Here is an 18,486-nt window from a genome sequence, read left to right on the forward strand (position 1 = left end):
AGTTCAGTGTCCGGGCGCGTTATTCCAAAGGTATTTATGTAGCTGAACTTGCAGCCTGACCGGTAAGCGATCCGCCAATATCCACTCTGCTAACTGACGCGGTGCCAGGGTGTCATGACCCGGTGAAAACAGCACATCGCTCACGCGGGAGTACAAATCATATTGATCGCATTGCAGCCGCGCCCAGTCATAGTCTTGCTTATCACAGATGACAAATTTGACTTGGTCGTTCGCCGTGAGGTGAGCCACGTTCTCATAACGATTGCGCTGTACTTCACCTGAGCCGGGCGCTTTTAGGTCCATGACCTTAACCACGCGTGGGTCCACCGCATCGACCGCTAAAGCGCCACTGGTTTCTAGCGATACTTCGTAACCGGCATCACACAGTGCCGTGAGCAGGGGCAGGCATTCGGGTTGGGCCAAGGGTTCGCCACCTGTAACGGTGACATAGCCAGCACGATACTGGGCCACTTCAGCCAAAATAGCCGAGAGTGTCCACTGGGTGCCGCCTTGAAAAGCGTAGGCGGTGTCACACCAAACGCAGCGCAGCGGGCAGCCCGTGAGCCGCACAAAAACGGTAGGGCGGCCAACGGTTCGCGCCTCACCCTGCAACGAATGAAAGATTTCGGTAAGCCGCAGGGTAGGTTCGGATTGGCTCATCATTTCGCCGGGTTTTGATCAAGAAAGGATTGCGCGAGGCGTGCTTCCGGGCTGCCCGGAAACTGCTTCAGCAATTTAGTCATCCAGTTTTTGGCGGCGGCTTTATCGCCTTGCAAGTCTGCGATGGTGCCGAGTTTGTAGTAGGCCGAGGCCACTTTAGGGCTGGCACTGAAGTCGCGCAGCACGCGCTGGAAATTAGCTTCTGCTTTTGCATAGTCTGCCGGTTCAGCCGCTAGGTAAAACTCGCCTAACCAGTAAAACGCATTCGGGGCGAAGACACTGTCTGGGAAGTTTTCCAGAAAGCGCGTCATGGACACAATGGCAGGTGCGGCACCATCACGGCGGAAGGTTTGGTACGCAGCCAAATAGGCCGATTTTTGGCGCTCAATCTCTTCGGTGGTGAGCTCAGCTTTAGGCTTACTGGCAATCACAACTGGGGCGGCGCTGGGCTCCGTTGGCTGAACCTGAGGCGCGGGCTCACTAGGTGCAACGGGCGCTGGTGCGGGCTCTGCCACCGGTTTGCTGAGCTGTTCTAAGCGTTGGTCCAAGTCGGTGTAACGCGTGCGTAAGTCACTTTGCAAACGCTCAATGAGTTGCTGTTGCTCTTCCGTTGTACCTTGAAGTCTCGCCACCGTAGCTCGTAGCTCTTCGATTTGCTGAAACATATCCCACGCAGGGTTAACGGCAACTGGTGCGACTTTAGCAGGCGCTGGTGCTGGTGCTTTGACCAAAGCAGGAGCGGGCGCGGGTTCGGTCGCCTGCACGGGTCTAGGTTCTGGCTCTGGCTTTGGCTCTGGCTTAACAACGGGCGCAGGCTCTGCATTGGTGCTTAAGGGGCGCTGCTCAATTTCAATAGCGTAAGCTGAGCTCAGAAGCAGGGTGCTGGATAAAACGAGGCTGGATGCTAGTTTATTCAGCATAAAGGGTGCGGAACGCATATCGTCTCCGAGTCAAAAGCAAGTACTGCAAATGATAAACGGGCCGAAGCCCGTTATCGTGAAACAAAATGACTTTTTTCAGTTATTGCGCAGTGTAGTCGAGTTCTACGCGGCGGTTTTTGGCCCAGGACTCTTCATCGCTGCCATCCGCTGCGGGCTTTTCTTTGCCGTAGCTCACCACACTCAGTTGATCCGCCGAAACACCTAAGCCCACCAGGTAGCGAGCCACCGCATTGGCACGACGCTCACCCAGCGCCAAGTTGTACTCGCGGGTACCGCGCTCATCGGTGTGACCACCAAGCTGCAACTTCGCTGCTGAATTGCCTTTCAGGTACTGGGCATGAGCATTCAAGCCACCGTAGGACAGGGCAGTGATGTCGCTCAGGTTAGTGCCGAAGTAGAAGACACGAATTTTCAGCAAATCGTTTAACGCACCAGCAGTGTTAGCGGTAGTTGCGCTTGAAATGGCTTGAGGTTCAATCACAGAGCCTTCAATCGGGCTGGCCAAGTTGGCAGAACCGGTTTCTGGCGCTTCTGGTGCTGCCTCTGCAATCAGGCCGGGGTTGGGCTCAGCTTCTGGCGTTGCCGGGATGGCTTCAACCGCAGGAGCAGGCGGGAGGTTTTCAAACTGGCTGTCATCATTAGGGTTGATCGCCCGCGGGCCACGAAACGTAGAACAAGCAGCCATGCTAATGGCGAGCGTCGCGATGGTTACGATTTGAGCAGTTTTTTTCATGTTCACGTTAAGCTCCTTAGGGCTCTTTATTCTTACTTGAATCAAAGGTTAATAATGGGGTGGACGGTATCTGACTTAAGCGTCAGCGTAAATAGGGAGACCATACCGGTTCACGAACTTCTCCATCAACAGCGGGTAGGCGGAGCTTGAAGCGGCCATCCAGCGACATGATGCCCAATACGCCTTTATTACCCTTACGAGTGGCATAGACAACCATTTTACTGTTGGGGGAGAAGCTTGGGGACTCATCCAGCGGCGTGTCGGTCAGCGTGCTGAAGATGCCATTGCTGAGGTCTTGCAGTGCAATGGTGTAATTATTGCCGCCCGCCTGATGCACCATGGCTAAGTGGCGATCATTGGGGCTGATATCGGCGCGGGCATTAAATTTTCCTATAAACGTCAAACGCTTGGTATCGCCGGTGGCAATGTTCAAACGATAAATCTGTGGGCCACCACTGCGATCAGACGTGAACACGAGCGACTTACCATCGCTGGTCCAGCGCGGCTCAGTATCAATCGCCGGGTTATTCGTGAGTCGCGTTAATGCATTCGTAGTGAGGTCCATGACATAAAGTTCAGGGTTGCCGTCTCGAGAGAGTGTCATGGCCATGCGTTTGCCGTCAGGTGACCAAGAGGGCGCGCCGTTTAAACCACTAAAATCGGTCAACTTGGTGCGTTGGCGAGTGCTGAGGTTCTGCACAAAAATAGCAGGCTTACGACTTTCGAAAGAGACGTAGGCAATTTGTCGGGCGCTCGGTGACCATGTCGGTGAAAGAATAGGCTCCACTGAGTCGAGCAGGGTCACTTGCCGCGCCCCATCAATGTCGGAAAGCTCCAAGCGATACCGCTTTCGGCCATCTCGGTTGTACTGATTTACATACAAAATTTTGGTGGCAAAAATGCCGGGCTCGCCCGTGGCCTGCTTATAAATTTTGTCGGCAATGTAATGGGCAGCATCGCGAGCGCGACCCGAATCTACGGTAAAAGTTTCGCCTAAAACGCGTTCTAAGCCACCGCGTTTAAGTAGTTCGTAACGATAACTTAAGCGCCCATCGGGTAAGCGACTAACGCTACCGACCACAATATAGTCAGCAGGAACGCTCTGCCAAACACTGGGTAAAATTTCTGCACTGCTCGAGGGGAGGGAAGGCAGCTTGCTGCGCTCCACCACATTAAATGAGCCGCTACGATCGAGGTCCGCGGCAATAATGGCGCCGGTATTGTCGGCACTCTGAACGCCGCCAAAGGGCACGACCGCAATCGGTGTGGCTTCGTTTAAACGCTGGGTAATTTCAATTGTTAAGGCAGCATTAGCTAGGCTAGCTGCACTGATGCCGCATGCGAGTAGACAAAATTTGAGTAAGCCGAATGGGCGGGTGAGCATAATCATTCCTCCGGCTTGAACTTGAGCAGTAACACTTTAAATTGCTCGCGAAATAAAACAGCATCTGACGGAACGGGTAAAGGGTTAGCGCGGTTGACCGCATCTTTAGCACTTTCATCAAATGCATCGTTACCGCTGGACTTTACCACGACCACTGAGGCGACTTCGCCACCTGGCAGCAAGGTAATGCGCAGTTCGGTCATTAATTTGCCAGAAACAGCCGCAGGTCTGCGCCAATTACTTTTAACTTTTCGATTAATGGCCAGTTGGAATTGTCCAATCTGAGCACTGAGCAATCTGGCTCGTTCTTTTGCTGCATCGGCAGCAATGGCGTCGGCTTCCGCTTTCAGGGCATCAGCTAATGCTTGCTGACGTGCCTCTGCCTCGCGTTGCTTTCGCGCGGTCGCTTGCGCTTCGGCGAGACGTTTAGTTTCTTGCTCTACCGCTTCTAGCTCCTCATCGACAGGTTCAATGATGGGCTTAGGCTTCGCTGGCACGGTTGGCTTGGGTTCGACCTTGGGCTCTGTCTTAGGTGTGGGCTTAGCTGTGGGCTTAGGCGTAGGTAAAGGGACTTTTTTAGGCTCGGGTTTGGGCTCAGGCTTAGGCAAGGGTTTCGGCGCGGGCGACTCAACAGGGGTCGTTGCGACAGGCTCGATGGGTGTGCTGGTCATGGGCGCTTCGGTAGCCATCGCTGCGGGTGCCGACATCAAAATAGCCTGCATGACTTTGGGCGGCTCAGGCAACGATGCCGGTTTTGCATAGACCCAAAACAGCGCCAGCACGACGCCGTGCAGCAAAAGCGATAACAGAATGTTGGGCAGTGACAGCTTCATTTAGACAATCATTGGGCGCTGGGCAATTCAGTCAACAGACCGACTTGCTTCACCCCGCCTTGTTGCAACGAAGACATCAGCTCAATCACGCGGCCATAGCCGACTTCGCGATCGCCATTGACCAGCACTGGCACATCGCCACGCACTTCACGAAGCGCTCGAATTTCGGCGGGCAGGCTTTCAGGGCTGACCGGATGACGCGACTCCGGATCAGACTGTAGCCAAAAGCTGCCATCCGCTTTCACGGTCACAATGAGTGGCTGTTGATCTTTCAGGCTAAGCGCATCGGCTTCGGCTTGTGGCAGATCGACCTCTATGCCCTGCGTCAGCATGGGCGCAGTAATCATGAAAATCACTAACAGCACCAACATGACATCGATATACGGCACGACGTTCATTTCAGCCATGGGGGCTTTGCGTTCCCGCCGGAATTGGCTCTTGAGGCTCATGATCAACGTCCGGCGTGGGCTTCGCGATGCAAGATGGTACTGAGCTCTTCAGCAAAAATTTCGTAGCGCGATAACAGGGTGTTGCTGCGGGCAGCAAAGCGGTTGTAAGCGAGTACGGCGGGAATGGCAGCAAATAGGCCGATGGCAGTAGCAATAAGTGCTTCGGCAATGCCAGGAGCAACGACCGCCAAGGTGGCTTGTTGCACTTTAGCCAGGCCAATAAAGGAGGTCATGATGCCCCAGACGGTACCGAACAGACCCACATAGGGGCTGGTAGATCCTACGCTGGCGAGAAAGGGCAGTTGAGCTTCTAACTTACTTTGCTCCACGCTAAGGGAGATACGCAGCGCACGAGATACTCCCTGCATCAAGGCATCGGCATCGGCGCGCTTATCGCGTAAGCGCTGAAATTCTTGGAAGCCGGCGCGGAACAGATTTTCACAACCGGAGTCTGGATTGGGCTGATGGTTGACTTGCTCATGCAGCTGCTGCATGTCCACACCCGACCAGAAACGCTCTTCAAAGGCTTTGCTCAAGCCATCAGCACGGTGAAAGAAGCCAGAACGCTGAACAATGATGGCCCAGGAAATGACCGACGCCAGGACCAGTAACAGCATGACGGCCTGCACGACAGGGCTGGCATTAAAAATCAATGAGGTAACGGTCATTTCAGGTGCGGCGGTCATGTCACGTTTTCCAGAGCAGTGGTCAGCAGTGCCGACAAGGTAGTGGGGAGTGCGCGTGGTTTCAAGCTAATGCGATCGACGCAGGCAACTTCGATCACTCCGCAGGCTATTTCCACGCCGTCCCGCAGAATGCGTTGACGAAAATGCAGCGAGGCTTTGCCAATTTTGGTGACTTCTGCACACGCCATTAAACTGTCATCCAAGCGGGCGGGTTGGCGATAGTCCACTTCGGCGCGCCGAACCACAAAAAATACAGGTTCGTCGCTGACTAAGTAGTGATCAAATCCTAAGTGCCGTAACCATTCGGTACGCGCTCTTTCCATAAACTTCAGAAAGTTAACGTAATAAACAATTCCGCCGGCGTCTGTATCTTCTATGTAAACCCGTAAGGGGTGTTGATATTCGGGCAGCATCAGAGCGCGTTCCCGCTTTCCGGTGGCTTGAGGCCGAGTAGCAGCCAGCCCTGTGCACTGGCCATGCGACCTCTCGCCGTGCGCAAGATCAAGCCTTGCTGAATCAAGTAGGGTTCAATGACATCTTCCAGCGTGCCAGCATCTTCAGACAGTGCAGCCGCTAGGGATTCGACACCCACGGGGCCACCGGAAAATTTATCGATGAGCATGTGCAGAAAGCGACGGTCGAGGCCATCGAGACCTTGTGGATCCACATCGAGCATGGCCAGTGCGGCCGCTGCGACTGTCTGACTGATAATGCCATCGGCTTTGAACTCGGCGTAATCGCGGACGCGACGCAGTAAGCGATTGGCAATGCGTGGCGTGCCGCGTGCGCGGCGGGCAATTTCGGCGGCGCCAGCAGGATCTATCTGCAAGTTCAGCAAGTGCGCCGAGCGCGACACAATGTGAGTCAGGTCAGCGACATTGTAGAACTCCAGTCGCTGCACAATGCCAAAGCGATCGCGCAACGGGGAGGTCAACAAACCCGCTCGCGTGGTCGCACCGACCAACGTAAACGGCGGCAGGTCGAGCTTGATCGAACGTGCGGCCGGGCCTTCACCGATCATGATGTCGAGTTGATAGTCTTCCATGGCCGGATAGAGGATCTCCTCCACGACCGGCGATAAGCGATGAATTTCATCGATAAACAGCACATCGCCGGCTTCGAGGTTGGTCAGCAAGGCGGCGAGATCGCCGGCGCGTTCCAGCACGGGGCCGGAGGTCGAGCGCAGCTGCCCGCCCATTTCACGAGCAATGATGTTGGCTAGGGTGGTTTTACCGAGGCCGGGTGGGCCAAAGATCAGGGTGTGATCCAGCGCTTCGCCACGCGCATTCGCGGCACCAATAAAAATCTCCATCTGCTCGCGCACAATGGGCTGGCCGACATAATCCGCCAGGCGGGTAGGGCGGATAGCGCGATCTATCAGTTCTTCTTGCGGCTTGCCCTGGCTGGTGATGAGGCGGTCTGACTCGATGCTCATTTCAGCAATCCTTTCAGCGCGGCACGAACCAGTTCCGCCGTTTCACTGTGCTGGCCCAAAACCGCTTTAACGGCTTTTTGTGCTTCCAACGGCTTATAACCCAGAGCCACCAAGGCGCTTTCAGCTTCTTCCTGCGGGCTGGCAGGCTCAACAAACAGCGGCGTTGCGGGTGCATTCAGCGTCACTTTCTGCACCAATTCGAGCTTGCCGATTTTATCGCGCAGCTCAATGACTAAGCGCTCGGCGGTCTTCTTGCCCACTCCTGGAATCTTGGTCAGCATGAGCACATCCTCGCGGGCAATGCAGCCCCGGAAGGTGTCGATTTCCATGCCCGAAAGCAGCGCCAGCGCGAGCTTGGGGCCAACGCCACTGATTTTGATGAGCAGGCGAAACACTTGCAGGCTGTCGCGATCATGAAAGCCGAAGAGCTGATGGGCATCTTCGCGCACACTCAGGTGCGTCCACAGCGTGACTGTTTCGCCGAGTGCAGGTAATTGATAGAACGTGCTCAGCGGCACATCCACTTCATAACCCACACCATGCACATCGAGCACGACATGGGGGCTGATTTTTTCGATTAAGACACCGTTTAAACGCGCAATCATGCCAACTCTCTTTGCGGGGCTTCAGGCTTGATGCCAGCGTAACTACTAGGGCTTAGCGGCCACGACCGCGGCGCAAACCCGATAAATCCATTCTAGCCAGATTTGCACTGGCGTGGGCGTGACAAATTGCCGCAGCGAGGCCGTCGGCGGCATCGGCCTGGGGTGCTTTGTCGAGTTTTAGCAGGTGCATGACCATGTGCTGCACCTGCGCTTTTTCTGCTGCGCCGGTACCCACTACGGCCAATTTTATTTGGCGGGCGCTGTACTCGGCGACGGGGATATTCTGGCTGACCAGTGCGGCCAATGCGGCGCCGCGAGCTTGGCCAAGTTTGAGCGCGGAGTCGGCATTATTAGACAGGAATACTTGCTCAACGCTGGCTTGCGTCGGCTGCCATTGCGCGATTAGCTCGATCAGGCTGTTGAAGATAGTTTTCACACGATCGGGCAGGGCTTGCTCGGTGTTCATACGGATGCAGCCACTGTCCACATAGCGCCAGCCTCGACCTTCGGCGGCAATGATGCCGTAGCCGGTAATCCGCGAGCCGGGATCGATGCCGATGATGATGCTCATGTCAGCGTTTCCGTCAGTGACATGAGCATCGAATCGGACTCAGGCATTCAGTGCAGCCATCACGGCATCACTGAAACTGGCGTTGGAATAGACGTTTTGCACGTCGTCCAAGTCTTCCAGCATGTCGATCATCTTCATGAGTTTTTCGGCCTGCTCGAGGTCAGTGATCTCGGCTTCGGTCGAGGCCTTCATGGTGACTTCAGCATTTTCCGGCTTCAGCCCCGCGCTGGCGAGGGCATCCATGACGGCACCGAAGGCTTCCGGTGAGGTCACCACGGTGATGCCGTCTTCGTCGCTTTCCACATCATCGGCACCGGCTTCGAGCGCAACTTCAATGATGCGGTCTTCATCCGTACCTGCCGGAAAGCTGATCTCGCCGCGCTTGGCGAAAAGGTAGGCCACGGAACCGTTGGTGCCGAGATTGCCGCCATTCTTGTTAAAGGCATGACGGACTTCGGCCACCGTCCGGTTCACGCTGTCGGTCATGGTTTCAACCAACACAGCCACGCCACCGATGCCATAGCCTTCGTAGGTCAGTTCGTCGAGCTTCTTGTCATCGTCACCACCCGCACCGCGTTGAATGGCGCGGTTGACGACATCGCGGCTCATGTTCGCACCCAGCGCCTTGGACACGATGGCGCGCAGACGCGGGTTGTCAGCTTCCGATGGGCCGCCGAGGCGAGCCGCTACGGTAATTTCACGAATGAACTTCGTGAACACCTTGCCACGCGAGGCATCGGTACGTGCCTTTTTGTGCTTGATGTTCGCCCATTTGCTGTGACCGGCCATGACTCAGGCTTCCTTTTTAACTTCTTCGCGCTTAACTTCTTCGCGCAGACGAATACCCAGTTCGCGCAACTGCTTGTTCTCGACCGGAGCCGGGGCGTGCGTCATTAGGCACTCAGCGGTTTTGGTCTTAGGGAAGGCGATGACATCGCGAATCGAGGTCGCACCGGTCATCAGCATGACCAGGCGATCGAGGCCGAAGGCGAGGCCGCCGTGGGGCGGAGCGCCGAATTTGAGGGCATCGAGCAGGAACTCGAACTTCTCGTTGGCTTCTTCATCGCTAATGCCCAGCGCTTCGAACACGGCCTTCTGCATCTCCATGTTGTAGATACGCAGCGAGCCGCCACCGAGTTCGGTACCGTTAAGCACCATGTCGTAAGCGACAGACAGAGCCGAGCCCGGATCGGTCTTGAGCACGGACACATCGCACTTGGGCAGCGTGAACGGGTGATGCACCGAGGTCCACTGGCCATCAGCCACTTCTTCAAACATCGGGAAATCAACAACCCAGAGCGGGGCCCACTCGCAGGTTTGCATTTTCAGGTCATGACCGACCTTCACGCGCAGCGCACCCATGGCGTCGTTGACGATCTTGGCCTTGTCGGCACCGAAGAAGATCAGGTCGCCGTTTTGTGCGCCCGTACGCGCAATAATTTCAACCAGAGCTTCATTCGGCAGGAACTTCACGATAGGCGACTGCAGGCCGCTGCCCTCACCGTTGTGAATGTTCGATACGTCGTTGACCTTGATGTAGGCCAGGCCCTTAGCGCCATAAATGCCAACAAACTTGGTGTAGTCGTCGATCTGACTGCGCGGCATGGTGTTACCACCGGGCACTTTCAGCGCCACAACGCGACCTTTGGGGTCTTTGGCCGGGCCGGCGAAGACCTTGAACTCGATGCTCTGTAGCAAGTCGGCAATGTCTACCAATTCCATGGGAATACGCAGATCGGGTTTGTCCGAGGCGTAGCGGCGCATGGCCTCGTTGTAGGTCATGCGCGGGAAGGCATCGAACTTGACGTCTAGCAGCTGATCAAAAAGCTGCACGATCATCTTTTCGGTTAGGCTCATGATCTCTTCATCGGACATGAACGAAGTCTCGATGTCGATCTGAGTGAACTCCGGCTGACGGTCAGCGCGCAGGTCTTCGTCACGGAAGCACTTGGCGATCTGGTAATAGCGGTCGAAGCCCGACACCATCAGCAATTGCTTGAAGAGCTGCGGCGACTGCGGCAGAGCGAAGAAGCTGCCCGGCTGGGTGCGCGATGGCACCAGATAGTCGCGTGCGCCTTCCGGCGTGGCACGGGTCAGAATGGGTGTTTCTACGTCGAGGAAGCCATTGTCATCGAGGTAGTTTCGAATCAGCGAGGTGACCTTGGAGCGGAAGCGCATGCGCTCCAGCATTTCCGGGCGACGCATATCAAGGAAACGATACTTCAGGCGGACTTCTTCGCCGACGTTGGTGAAATCGTCGTTGAGCGGGAATGGCGGCGTTTCCGACTGCGCCAGAATCTCAATCTCTTTGCCCAGCACTTCGATTTGGCCGGACGGCATGTTGGCATTTTCGGTGCCGGCATAACGCTGACGGACACGGCCGGTAATTTTAAGCACGAACTCTGAACGCGATTTGTCGGCGAGGGCAAACGCATCAGGGGTATCCGGGTCGATCACTACCTGCACCAAGCCATCGCGATCGCGCATGTCGAGGAAAATAACGCCACCATGGTCGCGACGGCGGTGTACCCAGCCGCAGAGCGTTACGGTCTGGTCGATATGGGATTGGTTGAGGCTGCCACAGTAGTGACTACGCATGATGCAGGCTTCCGCTGTAAAAATGTTGGGCCAAAGGGAGTCTGGCCAATCGAGCCGGCGAGTATAGCCTTCCTGACAAATATCTGAGAACCGTCTGTGTTAACCGTTTGCCTCTTTACAGCGGAAAAATCTTCGCGCTATGTTCCGCCAACGGTGATTTAGTGCCAAAAGTTCTGGTTTTTTTCAGTGCATCACGAGGACATAGGAATGGAAGAAGGTTTCCTAGATGAAGCGGCAGAACCTGAAAATGAGCCTCTCAGCAAAGCTCAAGTGGTAAAAAATACGCTGGAAAAGCGTCGCTTACTGGATGATGTTCTCATTGAGCACCGCTTGCGCCGTGAACTCAAAGATTATGACTTTGACTTAGATGATTAACATTGCTGGCTTGCGCCGTGTGCGTCTGTGGGCATAATGGCGACGCCCTGCGATGTATCGCACGAATTCATTGATTAAAAGGAAACCGATATGGCTATTGAACTGCCGGCTCTGCCGTACGAAAGCACTGCTTTGGAACCATTCATCACCGCTCACACACTGAGCTTTCACCACGGTAAGCATCACAATGCGTATGTGGTTAACCTAAACAACCTGATTAAGGGTACCGATCTGGAAGGTCAGAGCCTCGAAGCGATTGTTAAAGCTTCTGCTGGCGATGCCGCTAAGGCCGGTATCTTTAACAACAGTGCTCAGGTTTGGAACCACACGTTCTACTGGAACAGCATGAAGCAAAACGGTGGCGGTCTGCCAACCGGTGCTATCGCTGCCAAGATCGACGCTGATTTCGGCTCCTATGACAAGTTTGTTGAGCTTTTCAAAGCTGCAGCAACTACACAGTTCGGTTCCGGCTGGGCATGGTTGGTTGTGGGTGCTGACGGCAAGCTGGCCGTGACCAAAACGGGCAATGCCGATTCGCCCATCGTGCACGGTCAAAAGCCGCTGATCACCATCGATGTGTGGGAGCACGCCTACTACCTGGACTTCCAGAACCGTCGCCCAGACTACATCTCGACCTTCCTCGACAAGCTGGTTAACTGGGACTTCGCTAACGCCAACCTGGCCGGCTAAGCTCAAGCGTGTTGAACTGGTTGTGAGTGAACAAAGCAGGGCACCTTCGGGTGCCTTGTTTGTTTTTGCAGTAGAACATGGGAGCGCAGATTCAATATGCCTGAGGTCATGCGGCGAAACCTTGCTGAACTCTGTTGGCTTCGTACGGCACTGATGGCGTTGTTTGGCCTGACCCTGCTTTATGGCCAACTCACGGGTCTCGCACTGGAATCGGCATTCCCCTCGTTACTGTTGATCTTCGGCCTATTGCTGCTCATTAATGGCCTAACCACTCTTCGTTTGCGCCAGCCGGAGCCGGTCGGTGATGACGAGTTGTTTCTGCAACTACTGTTTGATCTTCTCCTTCTGACCTGCTTGTTCCGAGTCAGTGGCGGGAGTAGCAACCCGTTTGTGACTTACTACTTAGTGCCTTTGGCCATTGCGGCATCCACCCTTGCCTTACGACAAATTCTGCTTCTAGTCGGTCTGATTTTGACGGCGTATTTCAGTTTGTTTGTCTGGCCGCCTGCCGCACAAACTGTGCAATGGCCTTGGCAAACGTATCAAGGCCATCTCATGGGCATGATGGTGAATTTCGCGATTAGCTCCTGGCTACTGGTGTTTTTCTTGCACCGCATGCATCGGCGGCTGCGCGCGCAGGAGCGCTATCTGGTTGAGCAGCAGCGTCGCCAGCTTCAGCGCGATCAAGCCGTGGCCATGGGCACCTTGGCGGCAACCGCTGTACATGAACTGGCGACACCTTTAGCCACGGTCTGTCTGATGGTGGATGAGCTAGAAGAGGACATGCCCGCTCAAATGCAGCCCCTTCAGCTTCAGTTGCAGCGCTGTCGCGATACTTTGGCGCGCCTCCGGGAACAGGCCGCACAACCCTCGCAATTACCCAGTCAGGCGCTGGCTGAACACCTGCAGAACTGTCTGCAACCCATTCAAGTGGCTTTCCCGGCGCTGAACGTAGAATCAACAATGGCTGCTGACGCAAGTCAGTCTGTTGTTATGCCGTGGCTACTACAACAAGCCCTGAGTAATGTTTTGCGTAATGCAGCCGAGGCTGCCCATTCTCGCGTGCGCCTGGTGGTGAAAAAAAATCCGGGTGAGTGGCTTTGCCAAGTCTGCGATGACGGTCCTGGTTTTCCGCCCGGTCTGGTGTCTGCGCTAGGCCAGCCCGTGCTCAGCAGCAAACCTGAAGGCCTGGGTATTGGTTTGTTTTTAGCGCAGTCCACGTTGTTGGAGCTGGGCGGATCACTGAGCGTGGCATCCAGCGAGTGGGGCGGTGCCAGCGTAATGTTGCGCTGGCCTGCCGCCATCGTGACCACCCAGGTTATTGCGCCATGAAGATATTACTCATTGATGATGATGCTATTTTTCGGCAGACCTTAGCGCGGACCTTGACCCGACGCGGCTGTGTCTGCGTCGAAGCCGCTGATAGCGCCCAAGCCTTGTTAGAACTGCAGGCGCACCTGCCAGATGCCTGTGTGTTGGACTTGCGCATGGGCAATGAGTCGGGCTTACAGCTCCTGCCGCAATTGCTTGCCATCAAACCGGAGCTAAATGTTTTGATGCTGACGGGCTATAGCTCAATTGCTACGACGGTCGAAGCCATCAAGCGCGGTGCAGTTAATTACCTCGCAAAGCCCGCCAGTGCAGACGACATTTTGCGTGCCTTAAAGAACGCCAGCTCATCACCCGACCTTGAGCCCCGTTCGGCAGGTCAGGATGCGCTATCCGTGGACAGACTGGCCTGGGAACATATTCAGCGCGTTTTATTGGAGGAGGATGGCAATATTTCCTCGACCGCTCGCAGGTTGAATATGCACCGGCGCACGTTGCAGCGCCGGTTGAGTAAGCGCCCGGTGTCGCAGTAGTTAGCTGGCCTAGCCAGCCTGTTGCCGTGCCTTAATTGCCGCTATCACCCCGGGCATAACACTTAGGCCGATAATGACAAAGATAACGACCATGAAATTATCTTTGACGATGGGTAGGTTGCCAAAGCCATAGCCCAGCGCGATAAAGCTGCCGATCCACACGAACCCACCGAACACATCAATTAAGAAAAAGCGGCGGTAGGGCATTTTCCCGACGCCAGCCACAAATGGCGCAATGGTGCGGATAATCGGCATAAAACGAGCGAATACAATGGTTTTGCCGCCGTGACGATCGAAGTAACCCTGAGTTTTAGCGAGGTGCTCTCGCTTAATCCAGCGGGAATCCCATTCATAAACACGTTGGCCGATGGTACGCCCAACCCAATAGTTACAGTTATCGCCCAATACGGCTGCGAACCAGAGCAGGAAAAATAGCGCCCAAGGGTCCATCACGCCGGTGGCGGCTAAGGCGCCTGCGGCGAACAAAAGACTGTCTCCGGGAAGGAAAGGCATGACGACAATGCCCGTTTCCACAAAGATAATTAAAAACAGAAGGCCGTAAATTAACGCGCCATGAGCGTTGGCAAACTCTTGTAGGTGAACATCTACATGAATAATAAAATCAATTAGTTCCATGCTTTTTTAAGACTCGACTCAAAGGTTTGTTTTGTGCTTTCGCCAATCAGGCTGTCTTGTTTTTGGCCCTGTGCATTCCAGAACAGAAACGCCGGTGGGCCAATGATTTTTTCGCGCTGCAGCCAAGCCAGCTGAGCGCCGGTGGTATCGGTGATGTCGAACTTAATGCGTACGCCGGGCTCGAGCAGTGTGATGATCTCGGGCAAGATCAAAACCTTCTTTTCCATCTCGATGCAGCTGACACACCAGTCGGCAAATACGTCCACGATGACGGGTTTTTGTGCTTTTGCGGCCTGCGCAATGGCAGCATCCACGGCGGCGGGGTCGGTGAGCTTAATAAAGCCGGTGACCGTATTGGGTGGCGCTTGAGTGTTAGCAACATTTTGTGAAAACACCGTCCACGGTGTCCATGCCGAATCACCACCGCGTGCGGCGGCAAAAACCAGGAACATGGCCCACACAATACATACCAGCCCCACGGTTTTACTCAGTCGGCTGAGACGGGCCACTAGGCTGCTGCCGATCAAGGTAAAAAAGCCTGCCCAAAGTAGTAGCTGAACCAGAGACGGTAGCAGTCGATTGACCAGCATGATGGCAACGGCAACCAGCAGGAGCGCGAAGAAGCGCTTACTGGCCTCTAGCCAAGGGCCAGAGCGTGGTATCCAGCGCCCGCCACCCAGGCCGAGCAGTAACAATGGCACGCCTAGGCCCATGCCCAGTGCAAACAGGGCGCTGCCGCCTAACACCATGTCTTGACTCGTACTCACAAACAGCAGAACGCCGGCCAACGGTGCAGAGACGCAGGGTGAGACGACTAAGCTGCTAATAGCACCCATGATAAAGACGGAGCCGTATGCGCCGCCTTGTTGCTGAGCCTGCCAACGCTTCAAGGGGGCGTCTATAAAGTGGGGCAATGTGAGTGCTTTATCGCGCCAAAGCAGCCAGGCAAGAGCAACGAATAAGCCCGCAAAGGGGATTAATACGGCTGGCTTTTGCATCCATGTGGCGAGGTTGGCGGCAGCGCCAAAACGCGCGATGAGTAGGCCGGCTAGGCTGTACATCAGCGCCATACCCAAGACATAGCTCAGTGCTAACGCAAAGCCGCGATAGGCCGAAGCCGATTGGCCACGTTGGCCGGCAATAATGGCGGACAGAATCGGCAGCATGGGTAGGACACACGGCGTTAGGGCCAGACCTAAACCGAGGGCAAAAAAAGCGGCTAAAACGGCCCAAAAGTTAGCCTGGGCCAACCAAGTCGCAATGCTATTGGCATTGTCGCCATTAAGTTGGGGCTCAGGGGCAAGGCTAGTCGTGGCCGTTACAGGGATTTGCCAGATCTGGGGTGGATAACAAAGGCCGGCATCAGCACAGCCTTGGTAGCGCACGTTGAGGACAGAGCCAGCATCTTCAAAACGCTGCGCTTGAACAGTGCTGAGTTCTGGCAGTCGAAGGGGCCAGTCCACACGGTCGCGGTAAATTTTAACGCGGCCAAAGGTGGGATCATCGTGCCAGCTGGCCTGACTGTCGCTACCTGAAAACGTCGGTAATTCGGGCAGGTCTTCTAAGCCGGCAGGCCATGTCAGTCGAAATTGTTTTTCATACAAGTAATGTTCTGGCGTGATGTCGAAGTGCAAGGTCAGGCCATCAGCCTCTGTGGAGAGGCTGGTTTGGAACGCCTCTTCGACCGGAAGAAACTCGCGTTGTTCGCGTTCAAAAAGTCCCGCAGCGGATGCACTGAAGGCGCTCATTAAGCCGAAGCAGAAGATCAGCAGGGCATGCGCAACGGATAGTTTTTGGGCAGAACATCGCTGTTTCATAGAAACCAGTGCCTAGCGGAGAACACGTCAATTATGCTCGATACGCCTGTCTTAAACACAGGCAATAAAGAGCTTTTGTGTCAGACGTTCCTTAACGTTGCCGGGTTTATCCAGCTGCATCCGCTCAAGCCAGCCGGCGGGTGCTTGCTTGCCGCGAGCAGACCACAGCGCTTTAGCGATGGCTAATTTGTCATCTTTAATGGCCTTCATGCGCTGCAGCACCTTAGCGATTTTTAGCTCTTCGGGGGTCAAGTCGCAGCTGAATGGGAAGTCAGGTAGCAGACCTTTATCCTTGAATGGCTTGAGTTTCGCCGCTAACACCTCGGGTAAGTTCTGTCGCTGATGAGCCGGGATTTCATAGGCGGGATCAAGTTTGCCATTGGCTTTGGCTTGCGCCATTAAGCTGTCCTGGAAGCGAGAGTCGGTAATGGCCAGCAGAGCCTGGACGACTTCGTTATCGGTACGGCCGCGTAAATCTGCAACGCCGTATTCAGTGATCACCAAATCGCGCAACTGACGCGGGATAGTGGTGTAGCCATAATTCCACACGATGTTCGAGCTCGCGGCACCGGCGGCTTCACGACTGGCCCGCAACATCAGAATGGACTGTGCATCAGGCAGCGCATGCGACATGGCGACAAAGTTGTACTGTCCGCCCACACCACTGACCACGCGGCCGCTTTCTAAAGCATCGGACACGGCGGAGCCAAGCAGCGTCATCATCATGCACGTATTGATAAAGCTGGCGTCTTTGCGCTGGGCGCGCCCGAGTTCATCTTGACCATAGAGCTGGTTGATAAAGCCAATGGCGGTCATATTGATTTTGGCGCGGTCAGCGTCGCTGAGGTCGCGCAAGGCCTGATAAAAATCGCGAGGGCCAAGGAAGAAGCCGCCCGTCATGGTGTGGCCGCCCTGTAGCTGTTCGCCTAAGCCTTCTTTTTGCAAAGTAGCGCGAGTGATCGGGTCGTCCAAACGGGCAGGCATAGCAATGCCATTAATCATCAGCGTGTTACCCGCGATACTAACGGTCGCGTTAACAATACCGAAGCGGCGCAGCAGCGCCACATCCGCTTCATTTAAGACCGTACGAATAGCGCCAATCTCCACCAAGGCATCGAGGGTGTCGAGGCTGACTTGCTCGTTGATACGGCCACGATTAATGAGCTGTTGAAGGCCGGCATGAGCATAGACCGCTCGGCGGATGATGCCGGCGCGCATCAGCTCCATAAAGCCGTTAACGAACATTTCACTGCAGCCGTAGAGGCCTTTGGTAAAGGGAGCGAGCTGGGCGGGTGCTTGCTGACTGCCCAGGCTTTGCATCATCGCTTGATAGTCATCATTTTGACGCTCGCGCAGGATTAGGCCTTGAGTAATGGCATCGCCTAAGGACCCAATGCCGATTTGTAAGGTGCCGCCATCCCGCACTAAAGAGGACGCATGCAGACCAATAGCGTATTCCGCCAAACTCACGTTCATATTGGGTGCGGAGAAGAGCGTGTGTGTGCCTTCTGGGCAGTCCACGATGGCATCCACGAGGTCGAGATTCGCAATGGCATCATTTTCCATGAAGGGCAGTTCTTGATTCACCACTAACACGCGAAAGACTTGGGTGCCGTTGGCGGCAAACAGCGGGAGCAAATCCAAGGTGACATCCGGATTACACGACAGCGAATATTCCTTGATGCCATTTCGTTCCCGCATCGCCACGGCTTGCGCCACCACATTGACGCCCTGTAAGAGCATGTCGCGGGCGGCATGGGTGTAATGCGTTGCCATGTATTGGCGCTGGGCGTAGTCATTGCGCAGGTAGTCGCCAGATTTTAGGAAGAACTCCGACACTTCAATATTGGCGGGTAGCTTTTGCTGGCGTAGGTCGGTGACATAGTCGAGATCGGGGTAGTTGCCAAAAACACGATCAATAAATGGTCTTAAAAAGGCTTCTTCCAGTGCGCTGCTGGTTTGCGGCGTTTGCAGCGACAGCGCAGTCAAAATTCGTAGGCGTCGGCTGGGGTCAGCCTTAATGCGCTGATAAAGGGTGTTTAGCAGGGCATTCGGTTTGCCAATGCCCAAGGGCGTGCCGATCACCACGCGCTCGCCGGCAAAGGTCATTAAGTCATCAACACAGCTATCCAAGTTGCTATATAGGCGAGGCATATCACGTCCTTATTAGAGTTTTTAATGGGCAGCGCTAGGCAGGATAGCGTGGTCTAG

The 18,486-nt window shown here is 55.1% G+C and carries 20 protein-coding genes; 4 read left to right on the forward strand and 16 right to left on the reverse strand.

Features of this window, described 5'->3' with window-relative positions; translation table 11 throughout:
• Positions 1–3: 3 nt before the first annotated feature.
• From queE to aspS, 13 genes are all read right to left on the reverse strand, one after another.
• On the reverse strand, positions 4–660 hold the full coding sequence (queE, locus tag A8710_RS07010; protein WP_068859098.1) for a 7-carboxy-7-deazaguanine synthase QueE: 657 nt from the start codon (positions 658–660) through the stop codon (positions 4–6).
• A complete protein-coding gene (locus A8710_RS07015) occupies positions 660–1,598 on the reverse strand; it encodes a YbgF trimerization domain-containing protein (protein ID WP_068859101.1) in 939 nt (312 codons plus the stop codon). Before A8710_RS07015 ends, queE begins: the two co-directional genes overlap by 1 nt.
• An 82-nt stretch (positions 1,599–1,680) precedes the next feature.
• Positions 1,681–2,334: a peptidoglycan-associated lipoprotein Pal gene (gene pal / locus A8710_RS12570; protein ID WP_068859103.1), complete on the reverse strand. Its 654-nt coding sequence runs from the start codon at positions 2,332–2,334 to the stop codon at positions 1,681–1,683.
• A gap of 82 nt (positions 2,335–2,416) precedes the next feature.
• Positions 2,417–3,718: a Tol-Pal system beta propeller repeat protein TolB gene (tolB, locus tag A8710_RS07025; protein ID WP_068859106.1), complete on the reverse strand. Its 1,302-nt coding sequence runs from the start codon at positions 3,716–3,718 to the stop codon at positions 2,417–2,419.
• Between the two features lie 2 nt (positions 3,719–3,720).
• Positions 3,721–4,551 carry a TonB family protein gene (locus tag A8710_RS12235; RefSeq protein WP_068859109.1) on the reverse strand — a complete coding sequence of 277 codons (831 nt, stop codon included), beginning with the start codon at positions 4,549–4,551 and terminating at the stop codon, positions 3,721–3,723.
• 8 nt (positions 4,552–4,559) lie between these two features.
• Positions 4,560–5,000: a protein TolR gene (gene tolR, locus A8710_RS07035; RefSeq protein ID WP_068859112.1), complete on the reverse strand. Its 441-nt coding sequence runs from the start codon at positions 4,998–5,000 to the stop codon at positions 4,560–4,562.
• A 2-nt stretch (positions 5,001–5,002) separates the two neighbouring features.
• Positions 5,003–5,686, reverse strand: a complete 684-nt coding sequence (tolQ, locus tag A8710_RS07040; RefSeq protein WP_068859115.1) for a protein TolQ — start codon at positions 5,684–5,686, stop codon at positions 5,003–5,005.
• Entirely contained in the window at positions 5,683–6,099 is a 417-nt protein-coding gene (gene ybgC, locus A8710_RS07045) for a tol-pal system-associated acyl-CoA thioesterase (RefSeq protein ID WP_068859117.1), read from the reverse strand. The genes tolQ and ybgC overlap by 4 nt, the downstream gene beginning before the upstream one ends.
• Entirely contained in the window at positions 6,099–7,121 is a 1,023-nt protein-coding gene (gene ruvB, locus A8710_RS07050) for a Holliday junction branch migration DNA helicase RuvB (protein WP_068859120.1), read from the reverse strand. Before ruvB ends, ybgC begins: the two co-directional genes overlap by 1 nt.
• The gene (gene ruvA, locus A8710_RS07055) at positions 7,118–7,726 is read right to left on the reverse strand and encodes a Holliday junction branch migration protein RuvA (protein ID WP_068859125.1); all 609 of its coding nucleotides are present in this window, start codon (positions 7,724–7,726) and stop codon (positions 7,118–7,120) included. The genes ruvB and ruvA overlap by 4 nt, the downstream gene beginning before the upstream one ends.
• Before the next feature lie 52 nt (positions 7,727–7,778).
• Positions 7,779–8,297 (reverse strand): crossover junction endodeoxyribonuclease RuvC, encoded by a 519-nt coding sequence (ruvC, locus tag A8710_RS07060; protein ID WP_068859127.1) that lies wholly within the window; start codon positions 8,295–8,297, stop codon positions 7,779–7,781.
• Between the two features lie 39 nt (positions 8,298–8,336).
• Positions 8,337–9,086 carry a YebC/PmpR family DNA-binding transcriptional regulator gene (locus A8710_RS07065; protein ID WP_068859130.1) on the reverse strand — a complete coding sequence of 250 codons (750 nt, stop codon included), beginning with the start codon at positions 9,084–9,086 and terminating at the stop codon, positions 8,337–8,339.
• Between the two features lie 3 nt (positions 9,087–9,089).
• Entirely contained in the window at positions 9,090–10,898 is a 1,809-nt protein-coding gene (aspS, locus tag A8710_RS07070; protein ID WP_068859133.1) for an aspartate--tRNA ligase, read from the reverse strand.
• Between the two features lie 204 nt (positions 10,899–11,102).
• Here aspS and A8710_RS12240 point away from each other — a divergent pair, with 204 nt between their 5' ends.
• The 4 genes from A8710_RS12240 to A8710_RS07085 all read left to right on the forward strand — a co-directional run bounded on the left by A8710_RS12240 (position 11,103) and on the right by A8710_RS07085 (position 13,822).
• On the forward strand, positions 11,103–11,270 hold the full coding sequence (locus A8710_RS12240; protein WP_157686338.1) for a PA3496 family putative envelope integrity protein: 168 nt from the start codon (positions 11,103–11,105) through the stop codon (positions 11,268–11,270).
• A gap of 90 nt (positions 11,271–11,360) precedes the next feature.
• Positions 11,361–11,960 (forward strand): superoxide dismutase, encoded by a 600-nt coding sequence (locus tag A8710_RS07075; RefSeq protein WP_068859136.1) that lies wholly within the window; start codon positions 11,361–11,363, stop codon positions 11,958–11,960.
• Positions 11,961–12,068: 108 nt separating this feature from the next.
• The gene (locus A8710_RS07080) at positions 12,069–13,292 is read left to right on the forward strand and encodes an ATP-binding protein (RefSeq protein ID WP_198341637.1); all 1,224 of its coding nucleotides are present in this window, start codon (positions 12,069–12,071) and stop codon (positions 13,290–13,292) included.
• Positions 13,289–13,822: a response regulator transcription factor gene (locus tag A8710_RS07085; protein ID WP_068859142.1), complete on the forward strand. Its 534-nt coding sequence runs from the start codon at positions 13,289–13,291 to the stop codon at positions 13,820–13,822. The genes A8710_RS07080 and A8710_RS07085 overlap by 4 nt, the downstream gene beginning before the upstream one ends.
• Positions 13,823–13,831: 9 nt before the next feature.
• Here the strand turns inward: A8710_RS07085 and A8710_RS07090 are convergent, their stop codons facing one another.
• Genes A8710_RS07090 through A8710_RS07100 form a run of 3 tightly spaced genes read right to left on the reverse strand, consistent with a single transcriptional unit; the run spans position 13,832 to position 18,429 of the window.
• Entirely contained in the window at positions 13,832–14,458 is a 627-nt protein-coding gene (locus A8710_RS07090; RefSeq protein WP_068859144.1) for a VTT domain-containing protein, read from the reverse strand.
• Entirely contained in the window at positions 14,449–16,275 is a 1,827-nt protein-coding gene (dsbD, locus tag A8710_RS07095; RefSeq protein ID WP_068859146.1) for a protein-disulfide reductase DsbD, read from the reverse strand. The genes A8710_RS07090 and dsbD overlap by 10 nt, the downstream gene beginning before the upstream one ends.
• Positions 16,276–16,326: 51 nt before the next feature.
• On the reverse strand, positions 16,327–18,429 hold the full coding sequence (locus tag A8710_RS07100) for an acetyl-CoA hydrolase/transferase C-terminal domain-containing protein (RefSeq protein WP_068859149.1): 2,103 nt from the start codon (positions 18,427–18,429) through the stop codon (positions 16,327–16,329).
• Positions 18,430–18,486 lie beyond the last annotated feature (57 nt).

This window comes from Perlucidibaca aquatica (assembly GCF_001676655.1).
Lineage (GTDB): Bacteria > Pseudomonadota > Gammaproteobacteria > Pseudomonadales > Moraxellaceae > Perlucidibaca > Perlucidibaca aquatica.

Excerpts from the sequence above, each read along its gene's own strand:
- ruvB (WP_068859120.1), bottom strand. The coding sequence starts at position 7,121 with ATGAGCATCGAGTCAGACCGCCTCATCACCAGCCAGGGCAAGCCGCAA.
- tolQ (WP_068859115.1), bottom strand. The coding sequence starts at position 5,686 with ATGACCGCCGCACCTGAAATGACCGTTACCTCATTGATTTTTAATGCC.
- A8710_RS07090 (WP_068859144.1), bottom strand. The coding sequence starts at position 14,458 with ATGGAACTAATTGATTTTATTATTCATGTAGATGTTCACCTACAAGAG.
- A8710_RS12235 (WP_068859109.1), bottom strand. The coding sequence starts at position 4,551 with ATGAAGCTGTCACTGCCCAACATTCTGTTATCGCTTTTGCTGCACGGC.
- ruvA (WP_068859125.1), bottom strand. The coding sequence starts at position 7,726 with ATGATTGCGCGTTTAAACGGTGTCTTAATCGAAAAAATCAGCCCCCAT.
- A8710_RS07085 (WP_068859142.1), top strand. The coding sequence starts at position 13,289 with ATGAAGATATTACTCATTGATGATGATGCTATTTTTCGGCAGACCTTA.
- A8710_RS07065 (WP_068859130.1), bottom strand. The coding sequence starts at position 9,086 with ATGGCCGGTCACAGCAAATGGGCGAACATCAAGCACAAAAAGGCACGT.
- pal (WP_068859103.1), bottom strand. The coding sequence starts at position 2,334 with ATGAAAAAAACTGCTCAAATCGTAACCATCGCGACGCTCGCCATTAGC.
- ybgC (WP_068859117.1), bottom strand. The coding sequence starts at position 6,099 with ATGCTGCCCGAATATCAACACCCCTTACGGGTTTACATAGAAGATACA.
- A8710_RS07080 (WP_198341637.1), top strand. The coding sequence starts at position 12,069 with ATGCGGCGAAACCTTGCTGAACTCTGTTGGCTTCGTACGGCACTGATG.
- A8710_RS07075 (WP_068859136.1), top strand. The coding sequence starts at position 11,361 with ATGGCTATTGAACTGCCGGCTCTGCCGTACGAAAGCACTGCTTTGGAA.
- A8710_RS07015 (WP_068859101.1), bottom strand. The coding sequence starts at position 1,598 with ATGCGTTCCGCACCCTTTATGCTGAATAAACTAGCATCCAGCCTCGTT.
- A8710_RS07100 (WP_068859149.1), bottom strand. The coding sequence starts at position 18,429 with ATGCCTCGCCTATATAGCAACTTGGATAGCTGTGTTGATGACTTAATG.
- dsbD (WP_068859146.1), bottom strand. The coding sequence starts at position 16,275 with ATGAAACAGCGATGTTCTGCCCAAAAACTATCCGTTGCGCATGCCCTG.
- A8710_RS12240 (WP_157686338.1), top strand. The coding sequence starts at position 11,103 with ATGGAAGAAGGTTTCCTAGATGAAGCGGCAGAACCTGAAAATGAGCCT.
- ruvC (WP_068859127.1), bottom strand. The coding sequence starts at position 8,297 with ATGAGCATCATCATCGGCATCGATCCCGGCTCGCGGATTACCGGCTAC.
- tolR (WP_068859112.1), bottom strand. The coding sequence starts at position 5,000 with ATGAGCCTCAAGAGCCAATTCCGGCGGGAACGCAAAGCCCCCATGGCT.
- queE (WP_068859098.1), bottom strand. The coding sequence starts at position 660 with ATGAGCCAATCCGAACCTACCCTGCGGCTTACCGAAATCTTTCATTCG.
- tolB (WP_068859106.1), bottom strand. The coding sequence starts at position 3,718 with ATGCTCACCCGCCCATTCGGCTTACTCAAATTTTGTCTACTCGCATGC.